This is a genomic window from Panacagrimonas perspica (assembly GCF_004364935.1).
In the GTDB taxonomy this organism is placed as follows: domain Bacteria; phylum Pseudomonadota; class Gammaproteobacteria; order Nevskiales; family Nevskiaceae; genus Panacagrimonas; species Panacagrimonas perspica.
In genome coordinates this window covers 886967-899897 of the sequence record NZ_SOBT01000009.1, presented here as the reverse complement: position 1 = coordinate 899897, position 12931 = coordinate 886967, and the positions used below count along the sequence as shown (strand labels likewise).

The following is a 12931-nucleotide window of genomic DNA, read 5'->3' as shown; positions in this document are numbered from 1 at the left end:
ATTCCTAGGTTGAGCCCAGGGCTTTCACATCCGACTTAACGAACCGCCTACACACGCTTTACGCCCAGTAAATCCGATTAACGCTAGCACCCTCTGTATTACCGCGGCTGCTGGCACAGAGTTAGCCGGTGCTTATTCCGCTGGTACCGTCAAGGCTCCACGTATTAGGTGAAGCTTTTTCTTCCCAGCCTAAAGTGCTTTACAACCCGAAGGCCTTCTTCACACACGCGGCATTGCTGGATCAGGCTTTCGCCCATTGTCCAATATTCCCCACTGCTGCCTCCCGTAGGAGTCCGGACCGTGTCTCAGTTCCGGTGTGACTGATCGTCCTCTCAGACCAGTTACGGATCGTCGCCTTGGTAGGCCATTACCCTACCAACTAGCTAATCCGACATAGGCTTCTCTAAAGGCGCAAGGTCTTGCGATCCCCTGCTTTGGTCTTGCGACATCATGCGGTATTAAACCGAGTTTCCCCGGACTATCCCCCACCTAAAGGCAAATTCCTATGTATTCCTCACCCGTCCGCCACTAGTTGTATTGCTACAACCCGTTCGACTTGCATGTGTTAGGCATGCCGCCAGCGTTCAATCTGAGCCAGGATCAAACTCTCCAATTGAAAAACAATACTTCAATGGATCGTCCCGTCGACACTTTCATGTCTTCCGGAACTTTAAGAGTTATCAAACTGAGCTCATGTACAACCCCCTGAAAAATCAGGGTTAGGCTCACGTTGATACTCAAGTGTCACTTGGCTTCGCCACGTGCACAGGAGCACCCACACAAATCACTTGCTGTCTTTTTAAGGAACTGGCTGAGTGGCTTCGTTTTTCTTCGGAGCCGTCAGCGGGGAGGCGCATTCTAGTTGGATGGCGATGGGTGTCAACAAAGAGTTTTCACGAAGTCGATAAGATATTGATCGAACTGAAATTGTTGTCGTTCTGGCGGCGCCCGAGGTGGCCAAGCCCTGGGCTCCGGCCCATTTGGGCTGCTTTCGGGGCGACGTGGCCTCCCTCTTCCCCTGGTTGGGCCTCTGATCGAATCGCAGAGCTCCGCAATCCATTACAGATATCTGACGATGCGTCGGAGCAAGATCGTTGCGATCCTGAGACCTGCAGCGAATTCGCCTGCCGTTTTCATGTGGATATCGCGTGCGGGGCCGGCGTCGTAAGGCTCATTCCCCCATGATCGGGCCCAAGACCACATTCCGCACCCACGCGGTACGAAGCACTCTGAGGTGCTCGGCGGAAAGCTTTGGCGTCCTGTACAAGTAGCAGGGGCCAGGAAGTCGAATCGAAAGCTTCGCTGCAGGGCCGGTCAGTCGATCTGACCGAAAAGGAGAGCTTTTGCCCCCGTACCGCCCTCGGTAGTGGCCAGGGATTGGAACGTTATGGGCTGCGCGTATAACTACCTGTCGCACGGCGTCATAGGGCGAAGTGTTGCCGCCATATCCCGCGCGTGCGTCGGCGCGGGGCCCGCTTTTATTTGGGCCCGATCGCTTTCGGCGTCGCTCGGCGGTCATCCGAACGCACAGACGCAGCGATCGAGATAGCGGCAATCTGCAGCTGCCCAGATGCACGCGATAGCCATCATCTCGTTGCCCGGGCCGGGCTCGACTGCTCACATGATGTCGTGCTCCGGAATGGAAATTCCGATTTATGCCCTGACTCGGGACCGGCGCGTTCCGCTGTGCCGAAATGACTATCCCATTGCGTTCGTCACTTTACGGCTCGACAAGCCGGCCCTGTTCGTGAATCCGAGTCGTGCTTGGTCAAACTTATGGAGTGCTTGCGACTCGCGATCGAGTGATGATCACGAAACGAGACTTCGCAAGACTTGGCAGCACGACGCGATGATGATCGTGTTCGTTGGCGATTCGCCTCTCGATTAGGAGAAATTCATGGCCCATCCAACCCGTCTTCTGTGCATCGGACACCGCGGCGCACGTGGCCACGCGCCGGAAAACACCTTGTTGTCTATCGAGACTGGAATCCGTCTTGGCGCCGACATGATCGAGTTTGACGTCCAGCTCTGCCAGGAAGAGCTGGTCGTCATTCATGACCCACGATTGGAGCGCACCACAAACGGCGTCGGCCGCGTCGAACACGTTCGATTCGACTACTTGCGCGGGCTCGATGCTGGAAAAGGTCAGCAGATTCCCACCTTGCATGAGGTTCTACGGCTCGTGGAGGGAAGGATCCCGCTCAACGTCGAGATCAAAAGCGCTGGCGGAACCGGTGCACGCATTGCCGCTGCATTACGCGACGCTATGCACGAGGGATGGAGCGCTGATCAGTTCCTGGTTTCGTCATTCCACTTGCCGGAACTTTATGAGTTCAAGCAAGCGGCTCCTGAGATTCCCATTGCGGCTCTGGTCTGCGGCGTCCCATTGGATTGGGCAGCCTGCGCGACCGAACTCGGCGCGCAGGCCCTCAATGTCTCGGAAGAGTTCGTGGACAGCCGGCTGATTGAAGACGCCCACTCTCGGGGGTTGAAGATCTACGCATACACCGTCAACCATCCAGACGACATGTCTCTTCTCAGGGACGCAGGGATCGATGGCGTCTTCAGCGATTATCCGGACCGCGTGCTGGCGCTACGCCAATAGCCCGCGAGCTGGGCCACTCGGAGGCGCTTATTTAGCCTGCGCTTTCGTGAAACGTTCGGAGAGCGAGGCCGGCTTGGATGCCGCCCCGACATAGACCACGCCGCGACCGTCTGGGCTCGCGTCGCGAAATCCTGTTGCTGTCCCGGAAGCCTTGAAGGCTTCAACGTCCTTCCACGACGAAAATACGAAATAGGTGTCGCTGTCGAGAACTACACCAAAGAAGTCCTTATCCATTCCGCGCAGCTTTCCCTCGAACATTTTCTGCGCTGCGCCTTGGGCCTTGGGATCCTTCTCCAGCATCTTCGCTTCGTTCTTGGTCAGCCCGTAAATGATCGTCTTGCCGTCGGGACCGCCGCCGATCTTCTTCGTGCTGAGGACTACTTCTTGGGTCTTCAGATACGTGTTGTAGTCCTTCGCATCCGAGAGCACGTAGATGCGGCCATCCTTCTCGAATTCGAAGTAGTCTTCGTTGTTCAAGGCTTCGGCCAGACGCTTGATCTCGAGATCCTTGTCATAGCCCTTCTCCGCTTCGGCGCCCATCCAGGCTCCAGGAGAAGCGCAAGCCGTCACGCACGACATCAACACCGCGATCGCCGCGGCCACATTGAACAATTTCACGCTCCAATCTCCCTGTTTCAACCGGTCTGTCGCGGCGACGATGCACCAAATGCATTGCGATCTGGTTACACGGCGACGCTCCGCCTCGTAACAAGACCGACACAAAAACTGCGCTAATGTGCAAACTTCCTGTTCCATTCATGGCGGAGGCCGAATAAATGGACGCACCGGCCAAGCACGAATTTCAGCCTTCAGACCTTTACATCAACCGCGAGCTGTCTCTGCTCGAGTTCAATCGTCGCGTCCTTGAACAGGCCAAGGACGAGCGCATTCCCCTGCTCGAGCGCCTGAAGTTCCTCTGCATATCGAGCTCCAATCTCGACGAATTCTTCGAAATTCGAGTCGCTGGTACCCAGCAGATGGCGGACCTTCCGACACCGCAGCGCGGCTCGGATGGGATGTCTCCGCAAGAGTTGCTCGCCGCGATTAGTGTCCGTGCTCATGCGCTCGTTGAAGAGCAATACCGTGTCTTCAACGACGTCATCGTTCCGGCGCTGGACAAGGAAAGAATCCGTTTTCTTCGCCGCGCCGAATGGACGCCCGAGCAAGACACATGGCTGCGCAACTTCTTCGGCAACGAACTGGCGCCGGTCTTGTCGCCAATCGGTCTGGACCCGGCACATCCATTCCCGCGCATCCTCAACAAGTCGCTCAACTTCATCGTTTCGCTGTCAGGAAAAGATGCGTTTGGCCGCAATACCGGCCTTGCCATCGTCCAAGCGCCCCGGGCCCTCCCGCGGCTGATTCAGCTACCGCGCGATATTTCCGGCTCCGGCCCGCACGATTTTGTCTTCCTCTCCAGCGTCATACATGCCTACGTGGACGAACTCTTCCCCGGCATGGAAGCCAGTGGCTGCTACCAGTTCCGGGTCACACGCAACTCGGACCTCTTCGTCGACGAGGAGGAGGCAAAGGATCTGGCCGAGGCTCTTGAAGACGAGTTGTCGCAGCGGCAATGGGGAGACTCCGTTCGGCTGGAGGTCGCACACAACTGCCCCGAGGTGATGTCGCAGTACCTCATGCAAGAGATGCAGCTGACCCCCGCCGACGTGTATCAGGTCAACGGGCCAGTGAACCTGATGCGGTTGATGGCCATCCCCGACATGGTCGACCGGGCCGATCTGAAATATCCGCCGTTCACGCAAAAAGTGCCGAAAGCACTGACCGGCGACCTTTTTGCGGCGATCCGCGATCGCGACCAGCTATTGCATCACCCGTACGATTCCTTCATGCCCGTCGTCGAGTTTCTGCGCCAGGCGGCGAAGGATCCCCGGGTGCTCGCGATCAAGCAGACGCTCTATCGGACGGGCGCAAAGTCGCCCGTCGTCGATGCGCTGGTCGAGGCCGCGAAGAACGGCAAGGAAGTGACCGTCGTCGTCGAACTGCGGGCCCGGTTCGATGAGGCCGACAATATCGACTTGGCGGAGAAGCTCCAGGACGTCGGCGCACACGTCGTCTACGGCGTTGTCGGCTACAAGACGCACGCCAAGATGTGCCTCGTGATCCGCCGTGAAGAGTCAGGACTGAAGAATTACGTCCACCTCGGAACCGGCAACTACCATCCGCGCACGGCACGCCAGTACACCGATTACAGCTTGTTCACCGCCGACAGCGAGATCTGCAAGGACGTGCATGCCGTCTTCCTGCAACTCACTTCACTCGGCAAGGTGATCAAGCTGCACGCGCTGCTGCAGTCGCCGTTCACGCTCGTGAAGGGCATGCACGAGCGCATCGAGCGGGAAACCGAGGCGGCCCGAAAGGGCAAACCCGCCCGCATCGTCGCCAAGATGAACTCGCTCGTGGAGCCGGAGATCATCAGCCGCCTGTACACGGCGTCGCAGGCGGGCGTGAAGATAGATCTGATCGTGCGCGGAATGTGTTCGCTGCGCCCGGGCGTCGCGGGCCTTTCCGACAATATCAGCGTGCGATCCATCGTCGGCCGCTTCCTGGAGCATCACCGCGTTTTTTGCTTCCACCACGACGGCAATCCGGAAGTCTGGCTGTCGAGCGCGGACTGGATGGAGCGGAATCTATTTCGCCGTGTAGAGGTCGCGTTTCCTCTCAAGGACAAGAAGCTGCGGACTCGCGTCATCGAGCACCTCGAGGCCTACGTCGCGGATACCGCGCAGAGCTGGCTGCTGCAGCCGGACGGCAGCTATTTGAGGGCCGAAGTGCCTCAGAAGAACGCGACGAAGGCCGTGCAGCTCCGTCTGATGGAAGAGTAGGGGGCCGCAGCGCTCACCCCTGGCGCTTACGCGCGCGCGCTATCGCCGCCCGTACCTGTACGGGGCTGGTAGCACCGATGTGGTTGCGCGCCGCCAACGAGCCCTGCAGCGTGATGTGGGCATACACGTCCTCCTCGACCAGCGCGGAGAACTCCCGCAGCTCCTCGAGCGTCAGATCTGAAAGTTCGCAGGCTTTTTCCACCGCGCGCGCCACCGCTGACCCCACGGCGTGGTGGGCATCGCGAAACGGCAGGCCTTTCTTCACTAGATAGTCGGCGAGATCCGTGGCCGTGGAGTAGCCGGCCGCGGCCGCAGCGCGGCAACGCTCGCGTTGAACCGTGATGCTGGGCACCAGCTCCGCGTAGATGCGCAGGCAGGCGAACACCGTGTCGATGGCGTCGAACAGCGGCTCCTTGTCCTCTTGGTTGTCGCGGTTGTAGGCCAGAGGCTGACCCTTCATCAGAACCAGCAGAGCGTGGAGATCGCCCAGCACGCGCCCGGTCTTGCCCCGTACCAGCTCGGGCACGTCCGGGTTCTTCTTCTGCGGCATGATCGAACTGCCCGTACAAAACCGATCCGGCAGGTTCACGAAGCCGAACATCGGCGTCGACCAGAGGATCAACTCTTCGCTCCAGCGGGAGAGATGAACCATCAGCAGGCTCGCGCACGCGCAGAACTCGATGGCGAAATCACGATCGCTGACCGCGTCGAGCGAGTTCTCGGTGACGCTGTCGAATCCAAGCTGCTGCGCCACGAACTCCCGGTCGATCGGATACACCGTCCCAGCCAGCGCGGCGGAGCCGAGCGGCAGGACGTTGACGCGACGCCGGGCGTCCACCAACCGCGCCCGGTCGCGCAGCATCTGCTCGCGCCAGGCGAGCATGTGATGGCCGAACGTCACCGGCTGCGCGACCTGAAGATGCGTGAACCCGGGCATGACCGTGTCGGCCTCGCGCTCGGCCAGATCGAGCAGGGCCGCCGCGAGCCGATCGATCACGATCAGCAGGTCATCGATCGACTCGCGCACGTACAGACGCACGTCGGTCGCCACCTGGTCGTTTCGCGAACGACCGGTGTGAAGGCGCTTGCCGGCCTCCCCGATGCGCCGCGTCAGCTCGGACTCGATATTCATGTGCACGTCTTCGAGCTCGGTCTTCCACTCGAAGCGCCCCTCGTCGATCTCAGTGCGAATGGCATCGAGGCCTTCGATGATGGCCTTGGCATCGGCCGCACCGAGCACGCCGACCTTCTCCAGCATCCGCGCGTGCGCCTGGCTGCCGGCGATGTCCTGCCGATAAAGCCGGCGGTCGAAACTCACCGACTCGCTGAAGCTCTCCATCAGGCTGGACGTTGATTCGGAGAACCTTCCGCCCCAAAGCTTGCTGTTTCCGCCAGTGGTCATCGTGGATCTGGGTACAGGACAGGCGCCGATTCTATCCGCTCCACCCGCCGCTCCATGCGTACGGCCACCCGCCTAAACTGCAGCCCATGAAGCGCATCCAGCCGCAGCGGACCAAGCCACCCAGCCTGATCCCGGATTTCTGTTCCGGTCCGGCCTTGCTGTTCATGGCCGTCGTCATGGAGTTGGTGGCCGTCTGCTTCACCCTGGCCAGCGCCGATGCCAGCACCGACCTGCTGCGCCGACTGGCGCTGCTCTCTCTATATTTGCAGTGGATCGGCCTGTGCGGCGGCGCCGCGCTCTGCGGGCTGCGGCGGCTTTTCACGGTGGCGCGCCCTGGCATCGTCTTCCTGGCCTGCTGGATCACGCTGATCCTGATCGTGATGGTCCTGTCCAACGTCGCCTGGCACATGGGCATCAACCCGAACTTCGGGGTCCTGGACCCCACGACCCAGCGCGTGACCTTCATCCTGAGCCACACCTGCATCGCGGCCATCGTCTCGCTGATGCTGCTGCGCTATTTCTGGACCCGCCACCAATGGAAGGAACAGGTCCATGCGGAAGGGGAGTCGCGCTTCCAGGCGCTCACGGCGCGCATCCGCCCGCACTTCTTCTTCAACGCGCTGAACAGCCTCGCCGCGCTGATCATGATCAGGCCCGCGGAGGCCGAGCTGATGGTCGAGGATCTTGCCGACGTGTTCCGCGCCAGCCTGGAGAAGGCGGGTCGCATGGCGCCACTGGTGGACGAGATCGGAGTCTGCAACGCTTATCTGCGCATCGAGAAGGCGCGGCTCGGCGAGAAAATGGAGGTGAAGTGGGACGTGCCGGAGAGCCTGTTCAACTGGCCGGTCCCGATGCTGATCATCCAGCCGCTGGTGGAGAATGCCGTCTACCACGGCGTCTCCAAGCTCAAGGAGCACGGCGTGATCCGCATCAATATCTATACGGCGCAGCAATTGCTGATCGTCGAGGTGGAAAATCCGATGCCGCCGACGGAAGCTTCGAAGACGCGAGGCAACCAGATCGCCATCGACAACATTGCGAGCCGCCTCAACCTCATTTACGGTGAACGCGGTAGGCTTGAACTGGGTCCCGACAACGGCATCTGGCGCGCGCGCTTGTCGATCCCGGAGAAATCCCTGCTGGTGGGAGGAGAGACGTCATGAGGACCTGTCCATGCGTGTAGTGATCGTGGATGACGAGGCGCTGGCCCGCGAAAGGCTCAAGCGGTTGCTGCAGGAATTTCCTGGGTACGAGATCGTCGGCGAGGCGGCGGACGGTGAGTCCGCGCTCGACGTCATCGACAACGAGGAGCCGGATCTGGTGCTGCTCGACATTCGCATGGGCGGTGTCGACGGGCTGCATGTCGCGCGCAGCCTGGCCGAATACGACCCCCCGCCGGCGGTGATCTTCACGACCGCCTACTCGGAGCACGCGCTGTCCGCATTCGACGCGAAGGCCTCGGGCTATCTCCTCAAGCCGATCCGCCTGGAAAAGCTCAAGGAAGCGCTGCAGAACGCACGCCGCCCGACGCGGGCGCAGAAATCGAAGGGCGGCAGCGCCGGTGGCGACGTCAAGCCCAAGCGGGAGTTCGTGACCGCGACCACGCGCGAAGGTCTCGTGCGCGTTCCGGCCGAGGACATCGTTTATTTCCTGGCCGACCAGAAGTACACGACGGTCTGCCACCTGCACGGCGAGGTCCTGATCGAGGAATCGCTGAAGACGCTCGAAGAGGACTTTGCCCCCTGGTTCCTGCGCGTACACCGCAAGGCCCTGGTCGCCACGCGTTTCATCGCCGGACTCGAGCGCGACCGCGGCGGTGAGCAACTCCACTGGCTGACCATGAAGCATGCGAGCGACCCGTTGCCGGTGTCGCGTCGTCGCCTCGCGGAAGTCCGTCGATTCCTGACCGAGAACTCGTGATCCACGAGCGGCGTTCGAGCTAGATGTTGAGGATCGCCACCCGCGAATCGCCGCTCGCCCTCTGGCAGGCCGAACACGTACGCGCGCGCCTCCAGGCCGCGCATCCCGATCTCGAGGTCACGCTGGTGCCGATGACCACGCGCGGCGACCAGCTGCTGAGCACCTCCTTGTCCACCGCAGGTGGCAAGGGCCTGTTCGTCAAGGAACTCGAGCAGGCCATGCTCGAGGACCGCGCCGATCTGGCGGTCCATTCCATGAAGGATGTGCCCGCGCATCAGCCCGAAGGCCTGACGCTGGTCGCATTCCTCGAAGGCGAGGATCCGCGCGACGCCTTCGTCTCCAATCGTCATGCGCAGCTCGCGGATCTGCCGCAGGGCGCACGCGTCGGCACCGCCAGCCTGCGCCGGCAGTCGCTGCTCGCGGCTCTTCGGCCGGACCTGCAGATCGGCATGCTGCGCGGCAACGTCGGCACGCGCCTGCGCAAGCTCGATGAGAACGAGTTCGACGCGATCCTGCTGGCCTGTGCCGGCCTGCGCCGGCTCGGCCTGGGCGATCGGATCCGCGAAGCGCTCGACGTCCAGCGTTTCGTCCCGGCCATCGGCCAGGGCGTCATCGGCATCGAGGCCCGCGCCGACGACACGCGCACGCGCGACCTGCTCGCCGTCCTGCACGACACGACCTCCGCCACGCGGCTTGCGGCGGAACGAGCGCTCAACGAACGCCTCGGCGGCGCTTGCACGGTTCCCGTCGCCGGGCATGCAACGGTCAGCAGCGACCGGATCCGCCTGTGCGCGATGGTCGGCGCGCCGGACGGATCGCGGGTGGTGCGTGACGAGATCTCCGGCGCGGCGGCAGAGGGTGCGTCGCTCGGCACGCAGCTCGCCGAGCGCCTGCTCGCCAATGGCGCACGCGAAATTCTCGGCTCGCTCGGGATAAAAGCGTGAACGTGGCATCCGGCCTGCGCGTGCTGATCACGCGCCCGGCCGCGCAGAGCGCGGGCATCGAGGATCTGCTGCGCCGCAGAGGCGCCCAACCGTTGCCGCTGCCGTTGTTCGAGATTCAGCCCACAGGGGAAGAAGCAGGTCACCGCGCAACGTTGAGCGCGGCGCGAACCTGGAACGGCTGGCTGTTCACCAGCGTCAACGCGGCGCGCGAAGCCGCGCGACTGGACCCGGGGCCCTGGCCTCCGCTGTATGCCATCGGGCAGGCCACGGCCGATGCGCTGGCGACGCTCGGCCACCCCGGCGCTCGACATTCACGGTCCGGCAGCAGCAGTGAAGACCTGCTGGCCCACGCGGACCTCCAGGCGATCCAAGGTCAGCGGTTCCTGATCTGTACCGGCGAGGGCGGCCGCGACGCGCTTGCGACCGGACTGCGCGCCCGCGGTGCCGACGCACAGCGGCTCGAGCTGTACCAGCGCGTTGCCGTCGACCACTCCCCGGCGACCTTGCGCGAGGCCGCAGAAAGCTGCGACGCCATCATCTGCACGAGCGGCGACGGCCTCGAAAGGCTGTGCGCAATGCTGCCGGACGACCTGCGTTCGCGCGTGCAATCCTGCTTGCTGGTCGTTCCAAGCCCCCGTGTGTTAGAACTCGCGCGCCGTCTGGGCTTCGCCGAGGTTCGAGCGCCGCAAAGGACCTCCGACGAAGCCCTGGTGGACTGCCTCTTCCCGCCAGCCCGAACGCAGGTCGAAGACTCCGCCCCCGCGTCAGCGCCCACGATGAACTCAAGCCAGCAGGTCGAACCGAGTCTGGAAGCAGGCGATGCCGGCGCGTCCTTCGCGTCATCGGCTCCGCCTGCCGCACCGCCCGCGCCTTCGGCGTCCCGGAAAGGTGGCCAGCGTCGAGGGGTCCTGGGTCTGGTGATCTTCCTGCTGCTGGCTCTTGCCCTTGCTGGCGGATTCGGCTGGTTGTGGTGGGAAGAACGCGAGCAGCTGGCCGAGCAGACCGCCCTGCACGATGCGCTGCTGCAGAAGCTGGAGTCGCAGCTGGCCGCGCTGGAGACCGCGAGCGGCGAACAGGCAATGCGCCTGGCCGATCAGTCTCGTGTTTCTGATCGCAACGGCACCGACATTGCGGCCCTGCAATCGCGCATCGAGGACACGCTCGCGCTGATGAGCCGCATCAGCGAAGACCTTTCCGGTGGCCGCACCCGGTTCCAGCTCGCGTCGGTGGAGCATCTGCTGATGCTGGCCAACGATCGCCTGCAGCTTGAGCGCGACGTGAAGTCCGCGCTGATCGCGCTCGACGGCGCCGACGCCAGCCTGGCGCGCCTGTCGGACCCGCAGCTTTTCCCGGTTCGTGAGGCGCTCGCTCAGGAGCGCACCGCTTTGCGTGCGGTGCCGGTGCCCGACCTGGCATCCGCAGCGCTGACGCTGGCGAGCCTGATCGAGCGCGTTCCTTCGTTGCCGCTGGTGTCGCACGCTCCGGCGCAATTCGAATCCTCCGGCGCCCGTGCGTCCGGCGCCCCGGACAGCGCCGCCAGCGGCTGGCGGCGCATGCTCAATGCCGTACAGACGGCAGCCCGCAGCCTCTTCACGATCCGTCGCGAAGACAACGCCAAGGCGATGCGTCTGCTTCCGCCGGAAGCCGAAGCGGTGGTCTATCACGTGCTCACGCTCAAGCTCGAGGCGGCGCGAGTCGCGCTGCTGACCAGCAACACGGTCGCTCTGCGGGAAGACGCGCGTTCGGCCTCCGAATGGCTCGACTCCCAGTTCAAGGCCGACGATCCTGGCGCGCTCGCGATGAAGGGAGAACTCGAGCGCCTGCAGTCGCTCGAGCTGCAGCCGCCGCTGCCCGACATCAGCCGCAGCCTGACCGCGATTCGCACGCGGCTCGACGCCGCTCGCTGATCCGATCGAACGGCCGTGATTCGTTCCTGGGTTCTCGTCCTGCTGGCGCTCGCCGCCGGCGCCACCGCCGCCTACTGGCTGCGCGCCGATACCGGCTATGTGCTCGTGCACTACCGCGGCTGGACGATCGAAACCTCGGTGCTGGTCCTGCTCGGCGTTGTCGTACTGGCCACGCCGCTGATCCTCACCGTGCTGCGCGCATTGATCGGCCTGCTGCGATTGCCCGCGTTCCTGATGCGGCTGAGCGAGCGCAAGCGCGCCGAGCGCGCTCGCGATTCCTTCGAGGCCGGCCTGCTCAAGCTGCTCGAGGGACATTGGCAGCGCGCCGAGATCGAACTGGTCCGCCGGGCGGCGGATCACCACGCGTCGCATCTCAACTATCTGGCCGCGGCCCGCGCGGCGCAGCGCCTGGGTGCCGCCGACCGGCGCGATCATTACCTCGAACTCGCCGCGCGCGACGCGCCCGAACTCGCGTTCGCCACCGGACTGACCCAGGCCGAGCTGCAGCGCGAGCGCGGCGAGATCGCACAGGCCAAAGCCACCGCGCTCAAGCTGCGCGAAGCCGATCCGCTGCATCCGTATCCCGTCGAGCTGCTGGCGGAAAGCTACGCCTCGCTCGGCGAGTGGGCCGAGCTGCACGGCCTGCTCAATCTCACTGAAAAGCTCGATGCCCCGCCGCCTGCGCGACGGCGCGAACTGCTGCAGCGGGCCCTGCGGGAACGCATGCATGCGGCGATCGCGGATGCACGTCTCGACAGCCTCAAGCAGCTCTGGTCACAGACGCCGCCCGAACTGAAACAGGACGCCGTGCTGCGTCTGGAATACGCGAGCGGCCTGGCACGTCTGAACGCTCACGCCGAGGCGTCGGCCCTGATCTCCTCGGTGCTCGAAGACCACTGGGATGGCGACCTCGCCAACCTCTACGGTCAGCTCCACGCGTCCGATCCGCTGGGCCAGCTCGCGAGCATCGAACAGTGGCTGGGCAAGTATGGCGAGAAGCCCGAGCTGCTGATCACTGCCGGCCGCGCCTGCCTCGCCAACAAGCTCTGGGGCAAGGCGCGCAGCTACCTGGAAGCGGTGATCCGGATCAAGCCGACACCCGCGGCCTATCTCGAACTGGCCCGGCTCGCCGAGCAGACGCAGAACCTCGAAGAGGCGGCCAAGCTGCACCGGCAGGGCCTGGAACTCGCGGCGCGCTGAGAGAACCGCGTAGCCCGGGTGAAACCCGGGGCGTTTCTCCAATCGGACAGGAGAAGTCCCGGGTTTCACCCGGGCTACGGTGCTGCGCCGCGACATCCACCGCCACGAAT

Annotated in this window: 9 protein-coding genes and 1 rRNA gene (1 of these 10 only partly in view); 7 read left to right on the top strand and 3 right to left on the bottom strand. The window is 63.3% G+C overall.

The window, feature by feature from the left end; all coding sequences use genetic code 11:
* Positions 1-616, bottom strand: a 16S ribosomal RNA gene (locus DFR24_RS15570); it reaches 912 nt to the left of the window's first position.
* 1281 nt (positions 617-1897) lie between these two features.
* On the opposite strand from DFR24_RS15570, the gene DFR24_RS15565 reads away from it, so the two are divergent.
* Positions 1898-2605, top strand: coding sequence for a glycerophosphodiester phosphodiesterase (locus DFR24_RS15565; RefSeq protein ID WP_133882304.1), 708 nt, complete (start codon positions 1898-1900; stop codon positions 2603-2605).
* Between the two features lie 27 nt (positions 2606-2632).
* Here the strand turns inward: DFR24_RS15565 and DFR24_RS15560 are convergent, their stop codons facing one another.
* A complete protein-coding gene (locus DFR24_RS15560) occupies positions 2633-3223 on the bottom strand; it encodes a hypothetical protein (protein WP_133882303.1) in 591 nt (196 codons plus the stop codon).
* Between the two features lie 158 nt (positions 3224-3381).
* Between DFR24_RS15560 and ppk1 the strand changes: the two genes are divergently transcribed.
* Positions 3382-5448: a polyphosphate kinase 1 gene (ppk1, locus tag DFR24_RS15555; RefSeq protein ID WP_133882302.1), complete on the top strand. Its 2067-nt coding sequence runs from the start codon at positions 3382-3384 to the stop codon at positions 5446-5448.
* 13 nt (positions 5449-5461) lie between these two features.
* On the opposite strand, the gene argH is transcribed toward ppk1, so the two are convergent.
* Positions 5462-6850 carry an argininosuccinate lyase gene (gene argH / locus DFR24_RS15550; RefSeq protein WP_133882301.1) on the bottom strand — a complete coding sequence of 463 codons (1389 nt, stop codon included), beginning with the start codon at positions 6848-6850 and terminating at the stop codon, positions 5462-5464.
* An 86-nt stretch (positions 6851-6936) separates the two neighbouring features.
* On the opposite strand from argH, the gene DFR24_RS15545 reads away from it, so the two are divergent.
* From DFR24_RS15545 to DFR24_RS15525, 5 genes are read left to right on the top strand one after another with little or no spacing between them, the layout of a single operon-like run.
* Positions 6937-8013 (top strand): sensor histidine kinase, encoded by a 1077-nt coding sequence (locus DFR24_RS15545; protein ID WP_133882300.1) that lies wholly within the window; start codon positions 6937-6939, stop codon positions 8011-8013.
* Between the two features lie 10 nt (positions 8014-8023).
* A complete protein-coding gene (locus tag DFR24_RS15540; protein WP_133882299.1) occupies positions 8024-8770 on the top strand; it encodes a LytR/AlgR family response regulator transcription factor in 747 nt (248 codons plus the stop codon).
* A 23-nt stretch (positions 8771-8793) separates the two neighbouring features.
* Positions 8794-9714, top strand: coding sequence for a hydroxymethylbilane synthase (hemC, locus tag DFR24_RS15535; protein ID WP_133882298.1), 921 nt, complete (start codon positions 8794-8796; stop codon positions 9712-9714).
* Entirely contained in the window at positions 9711-11621 is a 1911-nt protein-coding gene (locus tag DFR24_RS15530; protein ID WP_133882297.1) for a uroporphyrinogen-III C-methyltransferase, read from the top strand. The genes hemC and DFR24_RS15530 overlap by 4 nt, the downstream gene beginning before the upstream one ends.
* A gap of 15 nt (positions 11622-11636) precedes the next feature.
* On the top strand, positions 11637-12821 hold the full coding sequence (locus DFR24_RS15525) for a heme biosynthesis HemY N-terminal domain-containing protein (RefSeq protein ID WP_133882296.1): 1185 nt from the start codon (positions 11637-11639) through the stop codon (positions 12819-12821).
* Positions 12822-12931 lie beyond the last annotated feature (110 nt).